This is a genomic window from Zhihengliuella halotolerans (genome assembly GCF_004217565.1).
Classification (GTDB): domain Bacteria; phylum Actinomycetota; class Actinomycetes; order Actinomycetales; family Micrococcaceae; genus Zhihengliuella; species Zhihengliuella halotolerans.
On the sequence record NZ_SHLA01000001.1, the window covers coordinates 1 to 15,650 of the forward strand.

Genomic DNA, 15,650 nt, shown 5'->3' on the forward strand with positions numbered 1-15,650 from the left:
ATCGAGGCCGCGGGCGACGGAGGCCGCGTCGAGGTGTACCTCGCAGCGGGTGCGCGGGGCGTATCGTTGCGCGTCGGGGACAGCGGCCCCGGCATTGCCGACGAGGACGTCGAGTCCGTCTTCACGCGCGGCGTCACCACGAAGGACGAGACCGACGCGCCTCACGGGATCGGGCTCGCGCTCGTCGAACGGATCGTGACCCGACACCGCGGCACAGTCGACGTCGGCCGCTCGCACCTCGGCGGGGCCGAGTTCGCCGTTGAATGGCCCGCAGGGGACCCGGAGAAGGAGGAGATGGGGTCATGAATCACCAGATCCGCACGCTCATCGTCGACGACGACCCCGATGTACTGAGCATGCACCGGCTCTTCGTCGAATCCATCGACGGCTTCGAGGTCGCCGGAACAGCCGCCCGCGCCGCCGAAGCGACGGCCCGGTTGGAGGCCGCGCCCGATATCGACCTGGTCCTGCTCGACGTGCACCTTCCCGATGGCAATGGCGTCGACGTGCTCACGGAGCTCCGCGCCCGCCACCCGCATGTCGGCGTCATCATGATCACCGCTGCGGCCGAGGCCGCGACCGTGCGCGCGGCGATCGGCCGGGGGATCGACGGCTACCTCGTCAAACCGTTCACGGTCGAGGACTTCCGCCGCCGGCTCGCCGCCTTCCGCACCGGACGTCAGCAGGATCCGGGGCGGCTGGCGCAGGCCGAGATCGACGCGCTCATGGGCGAGACGACGACGGCGGCGCCCGCCGCCGTCGTGCAGCCCGCCGCCGCGCTGCCGAAGGGCTATTCGCAGCCGACCCTCGACCTCGTGGCCGCCGCAGTCAAGGCCGCCGCCGAGGACGTTTCGGCGGCCGAGGTGGGGGAGGCGTGCGGGATCTCACGGGTCAGCGCGCGGCGCTATCTGGACCTCCTGACGCGGCGCGGGCAGGCCGAGTTGAGGCCGCGCTACGGCTCGGCGGGACGACCCGAGCACCGGTACCGCTGGATCTAGCGGGCGGGCTCGTGGTGCCCGATTCATTCCCCGCGGCGCGACGTACCGGCTATCGCGCGCAGCGCGTGCAAGAACGGCTCGACCAGCGGATTATCGGCGCCGGCCCTGGTGGCTGAGACGATTTTGCGTCGCGGCATGGGCTGCGCGAGGGGGAGCGCGACGATGCCTTCGAGACCGTGCTGGAGCGAAATCTCCGGGACCATCGCGACGGCCAACCCGGCCGAGACGATTCCCTTGACCGTGCCCAGGTTGTTGCTCCGGAAGGCGATGTCCGGGACGAACCCGTGCCGCTCGCACAGGGCGAGCAGGCATTGGTGCGATGGCGTCTCGGGGCGGTGAGCGACCCAGCGCTCGGAACGGAGGTCGCCGAGATCGACGGATGATTTGCGGGCGAGGCGGTGCTTCGCCGGCGCGACCAGGAACAGGTCTTCGGTCATGACCTCCGTGAGCTGGAGATTGGTCGGGAAATCGGGAGCAACCAGGTCGTACTGGAAGCCCAGGGCGATATCGAGGCTCCCATCGGAGACTCGGGGGAAGAGCTCGTAGGGTTCGCCCTCGTCGAGGGTGATCTTCACGTCGCGTCGACGGACGAGGAACCGGGCGATGGCCTGACCGAGAATGGGCCCACCTGCCGAATCGAAGGTGCCCGCGCGCAGCGTCCCGGTCTGACCGGCACCGAGTCGTGCCATGTCGATCTCGACCTGATTGAGCAGGTCGACGACCTCGGCCGCGCGGTGCTGGAGGTACAGGGCGGCCTCGGTCGGGACGACTCTTCGGGCCTCGCGCTCGAACAGCCGGATGCCGAGCGAGCGTTCGAGGGCGGACATCTGTTGTGAGACCGCCGATGCGGTGTACCCGAGCTCGCGTCCGGCAGCAGCGAACGAGCCGGTGGAAACCACGGCGTGCATGGTCTTGAGGGTTCTGGTGTCGATGGCCACCGGGCGAGCCTATCGTCCAAACGGTGTGAGCATAAGCACATCTGGGGGACAGGCGTCTCATCTCTTGCCCAACCCGTCTGGTAAGGCCCGACGCCGTCGTGGAGGGTTGATACCCAGATCACATCACCGCACCTCACGACGAAGCCAGGGAGCCCCGATGTCCACCACAGCGGACACATCAACAGTCATCGTCTTTCTCGTCTACCTGCTGGCCGTGCTGCTGATCGGCACGTGGGCCTATCGCAAGAACACCGGGATGAGCGACTTCGCCATCGGCGGACGCCGCCTGGGCACGTTTGTCACCGCGGTCAGTGCCAAGGCCACGGACTCGAGCCAGTGGGTCTTCTTCGGCCTCCCGGGAGCCTTCTACCTGTCGGGGATGAGTAACATCTGGCTGATCGTCGGACTGACGCTCGGCTTCTACCTCAGCTGGCGGATCCTCGCCGGCAGGCTGCGGGAGTATTCGGCCAAGTACAGCGACTGGCGCAGTCAGGAAGCCGGCGAATCGGTGACCCTCCCGGGGTTCTTCGCGAACCGGTTCCACCACAACTCGCTCCGCTGGGTCTCGGCCCTCGCCATCATCTTCTTCTACGTGATCTACCTCGGGTCGGCCTTTATTGCCACCGGCGTGATCTTCTCGAAGATCTTCGGCACCTCGACGACGACGGGAACTCTCGTCGGCGCGGCGGTCGTCATGATCTACTCATCGCTCGGCGGCTACCTGGCCAGCAGCTATACCGATGTGATCCAGGGGTTCATCATGTTCTTCAGCCTGATGATCCTCTCTATCGTGGCCATCGCCAAGGTCGGCGGCGTCGGCGGGCTCGTCAACGCGGTGCAAGCTGAGAACCCCGATCTCGGGTCGGCTCTCGCGGGCGTCGCGCTGGTCGACGGCAGCTGGCAGACGGTGAGCTCCGTGTCGTTCGTGGCGGTCGTCTCTGGCCTCGCCTGGGCTGTCGGCTACTTCGGCTCGCCGCACATCCTCGCCCGGTTCATGGGTATGCGGAAAGTCGAATCCGCCCGCAACGGTGCCCGTGTGGGCGTCTTCCTGTCGATCACGCTGCTCGGCTCGGCGGCCGTCATCGGCTTCTCTGCGATCGCGATCTTCGGGACGGACCTCGCCAACCCGGAGGACGCGTACATCTCGCTGGTCTCGGAGTTGATGCCGACGTGGGTCGCCGGGATCTTCCTGGCGGGTGTCCTCTCTGCCGTGATGAGCACGGCCGACTCCCAGCTTGTCGTGGCATCCGCGACTCTGACCGAGGATTTCTACCGGACCTTCATGAATCGCGAGGCGCCGGAGAGGCAGCTGATCTGGCTGAGTCGGGTCGCGGTGCTGCTCTGCACGGCGATCGGCGTGGTCGTAGCACTGCAGGGTGGCAAGGTCCTCGACCTCGTCGGCTACGCCTGGGCGGGATTCGGGGCCAGTTTCGGGCCTGTCCTCCTGGCGGCGCTCTATTCCCGCCGGACCACCTGGTTCGGTGCCCTGCTCAGCATCATCGCCGGCGGCGCCACCGTCGCCCTGTACCGCCAGTTCGACACGATCGGACTCTACGAACTGATCCCGGGCTTCATCGCCGGCCTGCTCGGCCTGTGGATCGGAAACCGCTTCGGGCCCAAGCAGAACGCGGCCGTCACTGGAAGCTTCGACGTCGTGACGGCCAAATAGCACTCATTGCGACTGACCAACTCCGTGCAGCACCACCTGCTGCAACGCACAACAGCCGCGGTCTGACCCGCGGAGAGGGAGAATCGACATGCCCAGCCTCGATATCAACATTGCTGATGGAATCGGCATCATCACGCTCAACAATCCGGACGCCCTCAACGCGTGGACCCAGGACATGCAGCGGCGGATGGCCTCCGCACTGACGGAGCTCGACGTCGATCCAGAGGTCGAGGCCGTCATCATCACCGGGGAGGGCGAGCGCGCCTTCTGCGCCGGTCAGGACCTCAAGGAGGTGGCCGGCTTCACCGAGGACAGCGTTGAGGAGTGGCTGGGCATCTTCTACCGGGTCTATGACGCCGTCTTGTCCTGTTCGAAGCCGGTGATCGCCGCCCTCAACGGTGTGACGGCCGGTTCCGGCTACCAGCTCGCGCTCCTCTGCGACCTGCGGATCGCCCACCCTGAGGTCCGTATCGGCCAGCCCGAGGTGAAGTCGGGGATTCCGAGCATCACCGGCCTCTACCTGACCTGGCAGTCGCTCGGCCACAGCAAAACCGCCGAGATGATGCTGACCGGCCGCCTCCTCGACGCGGACGAGGCCAAGCGGCTGGGACTGATCGCCGAGCTTCACCCGGCCGCGGACGTTCTTCCCCGCAGCATCGAACTCGCCAGAGAACTGGCCGCGCTGCCGAAGCATGCGTTCTCGTCCACCAAGAGGCGCATCCGGGACACTCTGATGCCAGGCCTCGAGGAGGCGTTCGACGCCGCCCTCGCGATCGACCAGCAGGCGTACGGCGACGGCGAACCGCAGCGCACCGCGGGGGACTTCGTCTCGAAGAAGGGGGCATAGCAGCGGTGGGAGAGAACACGACCAGCGTCGATGAGGCACGGGAGTTCATCCACGGCCCGGGGCTCGGGGAGGAGCTTCAGCGGCTCGCCCGCACTGCGCCGGACCGGGTCTACCTGCGAGACCGCGAGCGGTCCGTCACCGCCGCTGAGCTCGACGGCCGGGTCGACGACGCAGCCGCGCGGCTCCGGGAATTCGGCGTGATCGCGACGTCCAGAGTGGCCATCGCGCTCCCCGTGGGGGTCGACCACGTGGTGCTCATCTTCGCGCTGCTGCGTCTCGGTGCCTTGTGGATACCGCTCAACACGCAGCTCAAGGGTGAACCGCTCCTGCACCAGTTAGGGGACTCGCAGGCGACGGACGTCGTCGTGGAGGCGCGGGCACCCCTGGCGGGTCACCTGCCGGACACCGAGGCGGCCGACATCGCGCTGCCGGGGGCGACCGGTGGGCCGTTGACGGTCTTCCGTCTCGCGTCTCCGGCCGGTGGACAGGGAGCACGGCGAGGTGCCGCACTGCTGATGTACACCTCGGGGACCACCGGGCCGCCCAAGGGGGTGCTTGTCAGTGAAACGATGCTGCGTGCCGCCGTCCTGGGAGCGATCGAGGTCACCGGCCCGGAGCCGGGCGACGTGTTCTACGTCTGGGAGCCGCTCTTTCACATCGGCGGTGCCCAGGTGGTTTTCGTCCCGCTGTACCGGGAGGTCACCTTGGCGCTGGCCCCGAAATTCAGTGCCTCTCGCTTCTGGCGGGACGTGGTGGACTTCTCCGTCACGCACATCCACTACCTCGGCGGCGTGCTTCAGATCCTGCTGCAGCAACCCGTTACGGATGCGGAGCGGGCCAACCGTGTCCGCGTGGCCTGGGGTGCAGGCGCCACCGAGGAAGTCCGTGCGGCGTGTGCGCAGCGCTACGACTTCGCCCTGCACGAGTGCTACGGAATGACCGAAACATCCAGCATCGTCACGGTGAACCGCCACGAGTCCGACGGCGGCATCGGCCACCCGCTGCCCTGGGTCGACATCGACGTCGTCCATGACGGCGGTCCCGCGAGCGGCACCGGGCCGGCCCAAGGTGGCGAGATCCTCGTGAAGGGCCACATCGGCGGGCTCTTGACGCCCGGCTACCTCGGCCGGCCGGAGGCCTCGGAATCGGCCCGCCGGGGCCAGTGGTTCCGTACGGGGGATCAAGGTCGCTTCGATGCCAGCGGCAGGCTTCACTTTCTGGGCCGCGGCAGCGACAGCATCAGGGTCCGTGGGGAGAACGTCTCCGCCTGGCAGGTAGAGAACGTCTTCGCGATGCACCCGGGCATCGACCGCTGCGCGGCGGTCGGCGTCGACGCCGACATCGGCGAGCAGGAGATCCTGCTGCTGGTCACCCGGGCCGGGGGGAACGAGGCCGATCCCGCGGAATTGCTGGAATGGGGAGCCGGTCAGCTCCCGCGCTTCCAGGTTCCTCGTTACATCAAGGTCGTCCCCGAGATGCCGCTGACGCCGAGCCAGCGCATCGCCAAGCATCGCTTGCCGCGCGATCTGGATTCCGCCGTCGAACTGCCGAGGTAGCCGAGGTGTCAGTCAGCTCGGTGGGCCGCCCGCCTGCCCGGCGGTCGGCTGAGCCAGTGCAGGGCATGAGACCGTCGTACTCATCCGCGACGGACTCTCCTCGTGACTCGGTGAACGTGTCGGGCGCAAGGGGTGTTGGTGCCGCGTGCCGTTCGCGCTGATAGGCTGGGAACAGACTTTCCGCGTCATTCGGCGCGCCTTGGGCGATTTGCGTCGCCGCATTCCACTGAAAATCCAATAAAGGATGAGATGACAAAACGTCACCCCCGTAAAACTCCGCCGCAGCTGAAGAAAGGCGCGATGCGCTGGGTCGCTCTCGGCGGCCTCGGCGAAATCGGTCGCAACATGATGGTCTTCGAATACGGCGGCAAGCTGCTCATCGTCGACTGCGGTGTCCTGTTCCCCGAGGAGCAGCACCCCGGCGTCGACCTGATCCTGCCGGACTTCAGCTACCTGCGCGGTCGCTGGAAGGACGTCGTCGGGCTCGTGCTCACGCACGGCCACGAGGACCACATCGGCGGTGTCCCGTACCTGCTCAAGGAGCACCGCGAGATCCCGATCTACTCGGCCAAGCTGACGCTCGCGTTCCTGAAGAACAAGCTGACCGAGCACCGCATCAACAACGTCAAGCTGAACCAGGTCCGCGAGGGCGACAAGCGCAAGCTCGGCCCGTTCGAGCTCGAGTTCCTGGCCGTGAACCACTCCATCCCGGACGGCCTGGCCGTTTCCGTGAAGACGCCTGCCGGCTCCTCGCTGGTCACCGGCGACTTCAAGATGGACCAGTTCCCGCTGGACAAGCGCATCACCGACCTCGCCGGCTTCGCGCGCCTCGGCGAGGAGGGCGTGGACCTGTTCCTGCCGGACTCCACCAACGCCGAGGTCCCGGGCTTCATGGCCGCCGAGGCCGACCTCGTTCCGGCGATCGACAATGTGATCCGCACGGCCCCGCGCCGCGTGATCGTCTCCTCGTTCGCCTCGCACGTGCACCGCATGCAGCAGGTCATCGACGTCGCCCACAAGTACGGCCGGAAGGTCGCGTTCCTGGGTCGCTCGATGGTCCGCAACATGGGTCTGGCAGGCGAACTCGGCTACCTGAACATCCCCAAGGGTGTGCTGGTCGACTTCAAGGAGCTCGACAAACTCCCGCCGCACAAGTGCGTCATCATCTGCACGGGTTCGCAGGGTGAGCCGATGGCCGCGCTGGCTCGCATGGCCAACCAGGATCACATGGTCGACCTCGTCGAGGGCGACACCGTCCTGCTGGCCTCCTCCCTCATCCCAGGCAACGAGTCGGGCATCTACCGCCTGATCAACGACCTGACGAAGCTGGGCGCCAACGTCGTGCACAAGGGCAACGCCAAGGTGCACGTCTCCGGTCACGCCTCCGCCGGTGAGCTGGTGTACTGCTACAACCTGGTGCGCCCGAAGAACGTCATCCCGGTCCACGGCGAGCACCGCCACCTCAAGGCGAACGCCGAACTGGCGATCCGCACGGGGGTCGAGCGGAACAACACGCTGATCATCGAGGACGGCGTCACCGTCGACCTCGAGGACGGCGTGGCCCGCATCAGCGGCTCGGTGCCGGCGTCGTACGTGTACGTCGAGAACAACGTGGCCGGTGCCGCGACCGACGAGGAGCTCGCCCACCGCGTGCGCCTCGGCGAAGAGGGCGCCGTGACCGTGCTCGCGATCATCGACCCGGACACCGGAGAGATGGAAGACGAGCCGGAGTTCTTCCCGGTCGGCTTCGACCTGACGGACGCGCAGATCGAGAAGGCCGTCGGCATCGTCGAGAAGGCGCTCTCACGTCTGAAGGAGAAGACCGGCCCGGAGGCCGAGAAGCAGATCGCGCAGGCGCTGGTGCGCTGGGCGGATCGCGCGATCCGCCGCCGCCCGCACTTCACGGTGATCACCGTCGACGCGTAAGCGCCGACACGCAGAACGCCCGCCTCCGGAGGAATCCGGGGGCGGGCGTTCTGTCGTTCAAGCGGTACCGGTCCGGCCGCACCGGACCGTCCCGCATCAGTAGCGCTCGGGCTGCTCGCCGAATCTGAAGTGGCGTCCAGTGATCGTTGACGGTGTGATGTCCACGTAGAAGTCCTTGAACGTGGGAATCCACGTTTTGAGGTTGAGCGCTTCGGCCGCCGCGATGTCAGCACTGTGCTCGAGCACCCGGGCGGTGCCCTTGACGACGACGCTCCAGGCCTCGTCGGAGGTGATGCCGTCAGCCTGGAAGACCACGTTCTCGTTGATTGTCAGTTCCGCGAGTTTGGTGCCCGGGGCAGTACGGAGGAGAATCCGCCCGTCGTGCGCCCGGAAATTGATGGGGAAAATATCCATTACGCCCGCAGCGTTGAGGACCAAGCGACCGTGCTGGGTGTGCTCAAGCAACTTCCAGCACTGTTCATCGTCGAGGATAAGGACCGGGTCGTCATGATCGAACATCATGATGACAACTGTCCACCCCCTTCCTCCGGAAGTAAAGGCTCCGTGAGGGGCCGGCCGCTCATTCTCTGCAGGGCTGTTCCTGACGGCTGGTGACGTCAGCCGATCGTCGTCAGCTCGGCCAGGGATTCCGCGAGGCGGTCGACGAGGATCTCGGCCTGGTTCTGCTCGATGACCATCGGCGGGCGCATCTTCAGCACGTTGTCGTCGCGGCCGATCTTGCTGATCAAGACGCCCTTCTCCCGCATCTTCTCGGTCAGGGCTCGAGTGGCGTCGGCGGCCGGAGCGCCGTCGTCGTGCACCAGATCAAGGCCGAAGAACAGGCCGTGTCCGCGCACCGAGGCGACCAGCCGATGCTCCGCGGCCATCTCGCGCAGGCGGGAGGCGATGAACGCCCCTGTCTCGTGCGCTCGCGGCATGAGGCCCTCGTTGGCCATCACCTCGAGGACGGCCAGCCCGGCGGCTGAGGAGACGGGGCTGCCGGCGAAGGTGTTGAAGTACATGTTGTGCCGGCCGAACTCGTCGAGCAGCTCCGCCGTCGTGACAACGCCGCCGACCGGGTGGCCGTTGCCCATGGGTTTGCCGAGCGTGACCAGCTCGGGGGAGAGATCGAAGAGCTCGTGGCCCCACATCGAGTCGCCGAGCCGACCGAATCCGGACTGCACCTCGTCGGCGATGACGAGTCCGCCGGCAGCCCGGACGCGGTATGCGAGCCCTTCGACGTAGCCGGCGGGCGGAGCGAGGAGGCCCTCGGTGGAGAAGAGCGGGTCGAACAGCGCGGCCGAGACCCCGTGCCCGGCCGCCTGGAGCGAGGCAATGGCGTCGTCGACCTGAGCCAGGGCGAGGGCGCATTCCTGCTGCGCCTCGGCGTCGCTCAGGCCGGTGGCGTCGGGGATGCGCACGGGGCGGACGTGGTCGCCGAGCGGCTCGCGCACGGTCAGCCCCGTGGTCAGCTCGGCCAGCGAGGTGGTGTTGCCGTGATAGCTGAAGTCCGAGACGAGCACCCCGGTGCTGCCCGTGTGCTGGCGGGCCAGGCGCAAGGCGAGCTCGTTGGCCTCGGAACCGCTGTTGACGAGGAAGAGCCGGTCCAGCCGGTCGGAGAACGTGCCCAGCAGCGCCTCCGCGTAGTCGACGACGACGTGGTTGAGGTAGCGCGTGTGCAGGTTCAGTGTGCGCAGCTGCCGGCTGACGGCGTCCGCGACCACGGGGTTCGCGTGCCCGACGTGCGGGACGTTGTTGTAGCCGTCCAGATAGGTGCGTCCCTGCGCGTCGGTGAGCCAGACGCCTTCGCCGGAGACGAGCTCGAGGGGTTCCCGGTAGAAGAGCGGGGAGTGCTGGCCGAGGGTCGCGTAGCGACGGGCCAGCAGGTCGGACGTTCTCGGGGTTGCCATGTGGTGGGGCCTTTCAGTCAGGTGCGGGGCGCGGCGAGCAGGCCGCGGGTGAGGGAGTGGACGGCCTCGACCTGGGCTTCGACCGTCTCCGGGTTCAGTGCCGTGCGAGCCGCAGAGGCGCGCAGGGCGCCCGAGAGTGCCGTCGTCAGGGCCGCGAGGTCGGCTTGGGCGTCGAGCGAGCCGGCCTCCTGCTCGGCGGCGAGGTCTTCGCGGATCAGGGTTTCGAACGCGGCGGACGTGGCGCCGGAGACGCCCGACAGGACGGGAACGACGTCCGGGGCGGTGTTGCCGTAGAAGCGCCCCGAGGGTGCCGCGGTGCGTTCCGTCAGGGCGCGGGCGAGAGCCGCAATGCGGTCGGGGGCGCCGTTCTCGAGTTCGCGCAGGGCGCGCCCCCGCTCGTCGACCTCCTCGGCGACGCGCAGGTAGACGGCTTGCACGATCTCCTCACGGCCTCCGGGGAAGTGCGCGTACAGGGTGCCCCGGGCGAGGCCGGCGCGGCGGCTGAGCTCCTCGAGTGTGGTGGCCGCGTACCCGCCGGTGCCCAGCGCCTCGGCGGCCGCGTCGAGGATGTCCCCGCGGGTGCGCAGCCGGTTTCGCTCCCGCAGCGGAAGCGGGGTCGTCGTCGTGCTCATTGTGCCTCCTCAGTCGGTTCCGTCGGACCCAGCTTAGACGCCGTCGGCGAAAAAGTGAACACTGTTGTTCAGTTGACATACAAGGCGTTCAGATTTACCTTGGTGTGATCCGGACCATATAGAAGGAGTCGCATGAGACTGCAGGCAGCCACGGAACTCGTCGAGCGGGCGCTCGCGCGCTACGGACTGCGCGGGGCGGGTGAGATCGAGCTGGTCAAGTACCGCGAGAACTACGTCTTCAAGCTGAACCGGCCCGCCGGTTCCTTCGCCATCCGGGTCCATCGCGTCGGCTACCACGACGCCGCGGAGATCCGCACCGAGATGGCGTACCTCGATGCGCTGGCCGAGCGCGGGCTGCCCGTCCCGCGGCTCGTGCGAACGCTCGACGGCGAGCTGATGTGCAGGGAGGACCTCGATGGGGAGACGGTCTTCGTCGACGTCCTCGAGTGGGTCGAGGGCGCGGCGCCCCTCGGCGACATCGTCACCGGGCTCGACGGGACCAGCACGCTGGCGCCGGCCGACTTCCGGGCGCTGGGCGAGCGGCTCGGCGAGCTGCATCTGGCGCTCATCGACCTCGGCCGACTTCCGGGATTCCGCCGCGGAGCCTGGGACGCGGCTGGTCTCGCGGGAACCGACCCGCTGTGGGGCGACCCCCGCGGCGTCGAGGCGCTCTCCGTGCCGGACGCCGAGACGCTCGGGCTCGCGCTCGCGGCTCTCGAGCGGGACCTGGGCGATCTGCCGCGGGACGAGCAGCACTTCGGGGTCATCCACGCCGACCTGACGCCGGAGAACGTCCTGGTCCGCGGGGGCGAGATGGTGCTCATCGATTTCGACGACTTCGGCGAGGGGTGGCACCTCTTCGATCTGGCCACCGTGCTGTTCTTCTACACGCGGCACCCGCGCTTCGAGGAGTTCCGTGCCGCGTTGTTCGACGGCTATCAGACGGTGCGCAGCGTGCCGGCCGGGTTCTTCGCGGCCTGGGACACGCTCCTGCTCGCGCGGGCCACGACCTATCTCGGCTGGGCCGGGCAGCGTTCCGGGGACGCCGAGGCGGTGTTCATCGCGGAACGCGTCGCCCCGCACGTCGTGCGGATGGCCCGGGACTACCTGCGCGACCGCGCCGGTGGACGCGCGGTGCAGGCATGATCGCGCCAAGGGTCGCCCTCGTGACCGGTGGCGGCACCGGTATCGGTGCCGCGGCGGCGGAACGCCTGGCTGCCGACGGGTACCGCGTGGTTGTCACGGGCCGGCGCGCGGGCCCCCTGAGTGAGGTCGCGGAACGCATCGGCGCCTTGCCGCTGCCCGGTGACATGACGGACTCCGCGAGCGTCGCCGGCGTCGTCGACGCGGTGCTCGAGGAGTACGGCCGACTCGATGTCGTCGTCGCCAACGCCGGCGGCCACGGCTTCTCCTCCGTGACGGACACGGACGACGAGTCCTGGCGCGCGAGCCTGGATGCCAACCTGACGACGGCGTTCACGGTCTGCCGGCGCGCACTGCCCGAACTCGCGCGCAGCGCGGGGGCGATCGTCGTCGTGTCCTCGCTCGCAGGGCTCCGCGCGGGCCCTTCGGTTGCCGGGTACACCGTTGGCAAACACGCGCTCATCGGTCTGACCCGATCCATGGCCAGGGACTTCGGCCCCAGCGGCGTGAGGGTGAACGCCGTCTGCCCGGGCTGGGTGCGCACGCCCATGGCGGATGCGGAGATGGACGAGCTCGCGCAGGCGGCCGGAATCGCCGGGCGCGAGGAGGCGTACGCGCTCGTCACGGAGAACGTTCCGCTGCGGCGCGCCTCCGAGCCGGCGGAGATCGCCGGCGTCGTCGCCTTTCTCGCGTCGGCGGATTCGTCGTACATCACCGGGGCTACGATCGTCGCCGACGGTGGTGCGCACATCGTGGACGTGCCGACGCTGGCGTTCGACGCCCTCGGGTAGGCGGCCGACGGCCAAAGGTGGGCGAGGTCACGTTGATAGTGCGCCGACGTGTCGCTAGTTTGGTAAGGTAAGGCTTGCATAAGCTAATTACGCTTATAAAGTTTTCCCTATCACTCCGGAAGGCCACCATGACCCTCGATCGACCTGCCCCGCTGCGCGCCGGCACCACCTCAACTCCCCGCAACCCACGGCGCGGCGGACTGCTGGCCGCCGCGGCCGCCGTCGTGCTGCTCGCCTCGGCGTGCGCACCCGGCGCGGCCGCGCCGGGCAGCGACCCAGCGCCCTCGGAGGAAGCCACGACGATCGAGCACGCGTTCGGCAAGACCGTGATCGACGGCAAGCCCGAGCGCGTCGCCACCGTCGCCTGGGGCAACCACGAGGTTCCGCTCGCGCTTGGGGTCGTGCCCGTCGGTATGGCCGCGACGACCTGGGGCGACGACGACGGTGACGGCGTGCTGCCGTGGGTCGAGGAGCGGCTCGAGGAACTCAACGCGGAGGCGCCGGTCCTCTTCGACGAGTCCGACGGCATCGACTTCGAGGCCGTCGCGGACTCCGACCCTGACGTCATTCTCGCCGCCTACTCCGGCCTGAGTGAGGAGGACTACGACACCCTGAGCGACATCGCACCTGTGGTCGCCTACCCGGACAACGCGTGGGGCACCGACTGGCGCGAGACGATCACGATGAACGCCGCCGGCATGGGCATGGCCGCGGAGGGCGAGGCGCTCGTTGCCGAATATGAGGACCTCATCGATGAGAAGACCGCTGAGCACCCGGAGCTCGCTGGCAAGGCCGCCATGCTGCTGACTCACGTCGACGAGTCCGACCTCTCGACGGTGAGCTACTACTCGACGCTCGACACCCGCGTGAAGTACTTCGAGGACCTCGGCCTGACCTCGCCTGCGAGCGTCATCGCCGAGTCGGAGGCCAACGGCACCTTCGCCGTCGAGCAATCCGCTGAGACCGCTGACGAGTTCGCCGACGCCGAGCTGATCGTCACCTACGGCGGGGAGGAGCTGATCGACGCGCTCGAGGCCGACCCGATCCTCTCGCAGATGCCCGCCGTCGAGAACAAGGCCGTCGTCGCCCTGCCCGGCGACCAGCCGATCGGAAACGCCGCCAACCCGACCGCGCTGTCGCTGCCGTGGTTCCTGGACGACTACCTGAAGCTGCTCTCCGACGCCGTTGAGTAGCCCCGCCGTCCGCGCCCGACCGGGCGTGCGGCGGAGCGCGTGGACGCTGGCCCTGCTCGGCGCGATCGTCGTGCTGGCCCTGCTCTCCGTGGCGTTCGGCGCCCGTGTGGTCAGCCCCGGCGAGGTCTGGGCCGGGCTCGCCGGCTCGGCCGAGGGTTTCGGCGAGGCCGCCGTCGCCAAGCGCGTGCCCCGGACCGTCTTGGCCCTCGTGGCCGGGGCGGCCCTGGCCGTCTCCGGGGTCGTCATGCAGGGCGTGACCCGCAACCCTCTCGCCGACCCCGGCATTCTCGGCGTCAACATGGGGGCCGCGCTCGCCGTCGTCGTCGGCATCGCGCACTTCGGCCTGCGCTCCGCGACGAGCTTCATCTGGGTCGCGATCGCCGGGGCCGCCCTCGCTGCGCTGGTCGTCTACGCGATCGCGTCGCTCGGGCCGAACGGCTTCCATGCCGGGGCCGCCACGCCGCTCAAGCTGGCGCTCTCCGGCGCCGCCGTCTCGGCGGCCCTCGCCTCGTTCGTCTCGGCCGTCATCTTGGGACGCAACGACATCGCCTCCGGCGTGCGTTCGTGGCAGATCGGTGGCGTCGGCGGGGCAGACTTCGGGTCGATGGCCGCTGTCGCGCCGTTCCTCGCCGGCGGGCTCGCCGTCAGCCTGCTGGCCGCGAAGGCGCTCAACTCGCTCGCGCTCGGCGACGAGCTCGCCGCGGGCCTCGGCGAACGCGTCGGCCTGGCCCGCGGCCTGGCCTCGCTCGGGGCGATCGTCCTGGCCGGCGCCGTCACGGCGTTGACGGGGCCGATCGGGTTCGTCGGGCTCGTCGTCCCGCACGTCGTCCGGCTGCTCGTCGGTTCGGACCACCGGTGGCTGCTCCCGCTCTCCGCGCTCGCGGGCGCCGCTCTCCTCACCGCCGCGGACATCGTCGGCCGGGTCGTGGCACGCCCCGCTGAGATCGACGTCGGCATCGTCACCGCCCTCGTGGGCGCCCCGTTCTTCATCTACATCGTCCGGAGGCAGAAGGTGCGCGAGCTGTGAGTACGACGTCGTCGCGCACCCGCGCCGCGTCGGTCACCGTGCTTCTGGTCGCCGTCGTCGTCGCGCTCTATCTGCTCAACCTGATGGTGGGCCGGACCTTCTATCCGCTGCCCGACGTCGTCGCGGTCGCCTTTGGCGCCGATGTGGACGGCGCGAACTTCACTGTCGGGCGGCTGCGTCTGCCCCGGGCCACCCTCGGACTGCTTGCCGGGGCCTCGTTCGGCCTGGCCGGCGTCTGCTTCCAGACCCTGCTGCGCAACCCGCTCGCGAGCCCGGATGTGATCGGCATCAGCGCGGGAGCGAGCACCGCGGCGGTGTTCGGCATCGTGTTCTTCGGCCTCTCGGGGGCCGCCGTGGCCGGGCTCTCCGTTATCGCGGCCCTCGCCGTCGCGGCGTTGATCTACATCCTCTCGGCGCGCGGCAGCTCGACGGGTACGCGCCTGATCCTCATCGGCATCGGCGTCGCGGCGATGCTCGAGTCGTTGACGACCTACGTCCTGTCGAAGGCCGGCGACTGGGATCTGCAGGAGGCCGTTCGCTGGCTGACCGGCAGCCTCAACGGGGTCGGCTGGGATCAGGTGCTGCCCGTCGCGGTTGCCCTCGCAGTGCTCGGCCCGCTGCTCGTCGCGCAGGCCGGCCCCCTGTCCATGATGGCGCTCGGCGAGGACACCGCGGCGGGGCTCGGGGTCGACGTCGGCCGGACCCGGCTGTTCGTGGTCCTCGCGGCCGTGGGGCTCGTCGCGTTCGCCACCTCGGCGGCGGGGCCCATCGCGTTCGTGGCGTTCCTCTCGGGGCCGGTGGCCGGCGGGCTCGTGGGGCACGGGCGGTCGCTGCTGCTGCCCGCGGCGCTCGTCGGCGCGGTGCTCGTGCTCGGCGCCGACTTCGCCGGGCAGAACCTGCTGCCCTCGCGCTATCCGGTGGGCATCGTCACCGGGGTGCTGGGGGCGCCGTACCTGGTCTACCTGATCACGCGCAGCAACAGGACGGGGGTGATGTGAGGGCTCACATCCGGCCGGGATA

The 15,650-nt window shown here is 68.9% G+C and carries 15 protein-coding genes; 11 read left to right on the forward strand and 4 right to left on the reverse strand.

The annotated features are described in order from the left end of the window. The coding region (locus tag EV380_RS00005; protein WP_130448458.1) for an ATP-binding protein at positions 1 to 306 on the forward strand (306 nt) is incomplete at its 5' end. After that, entirely contained in the window at positions 303 to 998 is a 696-nt protein-coding gene (locus tag EV380_RS00010) for a response regulator (RefSeq protein ID WP_102160201.1), read from the forward strand. The genes EV380_RS00005 and EV380_RS00010, both read left to right, overlap by 4 nt. A 23-nt stretch (positions 999 to 1,021) precedes the next feature. On the opposite strand, the gene EV380_RS00015 is transcribed toward EV380_RS00010, so the two are convergent. Beyond that, on the reverse strand, positions 1,022 to 1,936 hold the full coding sequence (locus EV380_RS00015; protein ID WP_130448460.1) for a LysR family transcriptional regulator: 915 nt from the start codon (positions 1,934 to 1,936) through the stop codon (positions 1,022 to 1,024). A 157-nt stretch (positions 1,937 to 2,093) separates the two neighbouring features. Here EV380_RS00015 and EV380_RS00020 point away from each other — a divergent pair, with 157 nt between their 5' ends. The 4 genes from EV380_RS00020 to EV380_RS00035 all read left to right on the forward strand — a co-directional run bounded on the left by EV380_RS00020 (position 2,094) and on the right by EV380_RS00035 (position 7,934). Next, the gene (locus EV380_RS00020) at positions 2,094 to 3,605 is read left to right on the forward strand and encodes a sodium/proline symporter (protein ID WP_165391852.1); all 1,512 of its coding nucleotides are present in this window, start codon (positions 2,094 to 2,096) and stop codon (positions 3,603 to 3,605) included. Positions 3,606 to 3,693: 88 nt separating this feature from the next. Then, complete coding sequence (locus EV380_RS00025; RefSeq protein ID WP_130448463.1) at positions 3,694 to 4,452, forward strand: enoyl-CoA hydratase/isomerase family protein; 759 nt, start codon at positions 3,694 to 3,696, stop codon at positions 4,450 to 4,452. Between the two features lie 5 nt (positions 4,453 to 4,457). Then, on the forward strand, positions 4,458 to 6,008 hold the full coding sequence (locus EV380_RS00030) for a class I adenylate-forming enzyme family protein (RefSeq protein WP_130448464.1): 1,551 nt from the start codon (positions 4,458 to 4,460) through the stop codon (positions 6,006 to 6,008). A 300-nt stretch (positions 6,009 to 6,308) separates the two neighbouring features. Beyond that, complete coding sequence (locus EV380_RS00035) at positions 6,309 to 7,934, forward strand: ribonuclease J (RefSeq protein ID WP_102160211.1); 1,626 nt, start codon at positions 6,309 to 6,311, stop codon at positions 7,932 to 7,934. A gap of 96 nt (positions 7,935 to 8,030) precedes the next feature. Here EV380_RS00035 and EV380_RS00040 read toward each other — a convergent pair whose 3' ends face one another. The 3 genes from EV380_RS00040 to EV380_RS00050 all read right to left on the reverse strand — a co-directional run bounded on the left by EV380_RS00040 (position 8,031) and on the right by EV380_RS00050 (position 10,476). Next, entirely contained in the window at positions 8,031 to 8,456 is a 426-nt protein-coding gene (locus tag EV380_RS00040) for a pyridoxamine 5'-phosphate oxidase family protein (RefSeq protein WP_130448465.1), read from the reverse strand. Positions 8,457 to 8,551: 95 nt separating this feature from the next. Beyond that, on the reverse strand, positions 8,552 to 9,844 hold the full coding sequence (locus EV380_RS00045; RefSeq protein WP_130448467.1) for an aspartate aminotransferase family protein: 1,293 nt from the start codon (positions 9,842 to 9,844) through the stop codon (positions 8,552 to 8,554). Between the two features lie 17 nt (positions 9,845 to 9,861). Next, on the reverse strand, positions 9,862 to 10,476 hold the full coding sequence (locus EV380_RS00050) for a TetR/AcrR family transcriptional regulator (protein ID WP_130448469.1): 615 nt from the start codon (positions 10,474 to 10,476) through the stop codon (positions 9,862 to 9,864). Between the two features lie 132 nt (positions 10,477 to 10,608). On the opposite strand from EV380_RS00050, the gene EV380_RS00055 reads away from it, so the two are divergent. From EV380_RS00055 to EV380_RS00075, 5 genes are all read left to right on the forward strand, one after another. Beyond that, positions 10,609 to 11,622, forward strand: a complete 1,014-nt coding sequence (locus EV380_RS00055) for a phosphotransferase enzyme family protein (protein WP_130448471.1) — start codon at positions 10,609 to 10,611, stop codon at positions 11,620 to 11,622. Next, positions 11,619 to 12,410, forward strand: a complete 792-nt coding sequence (locus EV380_RS00060; RefSeq protein ID WP_130448473.1) for an SDR family NAD(P)-dependent oxidoreductase — start codon at positions 11,619 to 11,621, stop codon at positions 12,408 to 12,410. The genes EV380_RS00055 and EV380_RS00060 overlap by 4 nt, the downstream gene beginning before the upstream one ends. 128 nt (positions 12,411 to 12,538) lie before the next feature. Continuing rightward, positions 12,539 to 13,603, forward strand: coding sequence for an iron-siderophore ABC transporter substrate-binding protein (locus EV380_RS00065; RefSeq protein WP_130448475.1), 1,065 nt, complete (start codon positions 12,539 to 12,541; stop codon positions 13,601 to 13,603). Continuing rightward, entirely contained in the window at positions 13,596 to 14,630 is a 1,035-nt protein-coding gene (locus tag EV380_RS00070; RefSeq protein ID WP_130448477.1) for a FecCD family ABC transporter permease, read from the forward strand. The genes EV380_RS00065 and EV380_RS00070 overlap by 8 nt, the downstream gene beginning before the upstream one ends. Continuing rightward, positions 14,627 to 15,628, forward strand: coding sequence for a FecCD family ABC transporter permease (locus EV380_RS00075; protein ID WP_242607445.1), 1,002 nt, complete (start codon positions 14,627 to 14,629; stop codon positions 15,626 to 15,628). The genes EV380_RS00070 and EV380_RS00075 overlap by 4 nt, the downstream gene beginning before the upstream one ends. Positions 15,629 to 15,650 lie beyond the last annotated feature (22 nt).

Excerpts from the sequence above, each read along its gene's own strand:
- EV380_RS00065 (WP_130448475.1), top strand. The coding sequence starts at position 12,539 with ATGACCCTCGATCGACCTGCCCCGCTGCGCGCCGGCACCACCTCAACT.
- EV380_RS00040 (WP_130448465.1), bottom strand. The coding sequence starts at position 8,456 with ATGATGTTCGATCATGACGACCCGGTCCTTATCCTCGACGATGAACAG.
- EV380_RS00045 (WP_130448467.1), bottom strand. The coding sequence starts at position 9,844 with ATGGCAACCCCGAGAACGTCCGACCTGCTGGCCCGTCGCTACGCGACC.
- EV380_RS00035 (WP_102160211.1), top strand. The coding sequence starts at position 6,309 with ATGCGCTGGGTCGCTCTCGGCGGCCTCGGCGAAATCGGTCGCAACATG.
- EV380_RS00060 (WP_130448473.1), top strand. The coding sequence starts at position 11,619 with ATGATCGCGCCAAGGGTCGCCCTCGTGACCGGTGGCGGCACCGGTATC.
- EV380_RS00020 (WP_165391852.1), top strand. The coding sequence starts at position 2,094 with ATGTCCACCACAGCGGACACATCAACAGTCATCGTCTTTCTCGTCTAC.
- EV380_RS00025 (WP_130448463.1), top strand. The coding sequence starts at position 3,694 with ATGCCCAGCCTCGATATCAACATTGCTGATGGAATCGGCATCATCACG.
- EV380_RS00010 (WP_102160201.1), top strand. The coding sequence starts at position 303 with ATGAATCACCAGATCCGCACGCTCATCGTCGACGACGACCCCGATGTA.
- EV380_RS00055 (WP_130448471.1), top strand. The coding sequence starts at position 10,609 with ATGAGACTGCAGGCAGCCACGGAACTCGTCGAGCGGGCGCTCGCGCGC.
- EV380_RS00050 (WP_130448469.1), bottom strand. The coding sequence starts at position 10,476 with ATGAGCACGACGACGACCCCGCTTCCGCTGCGGGAGCGAAACCGGCTG.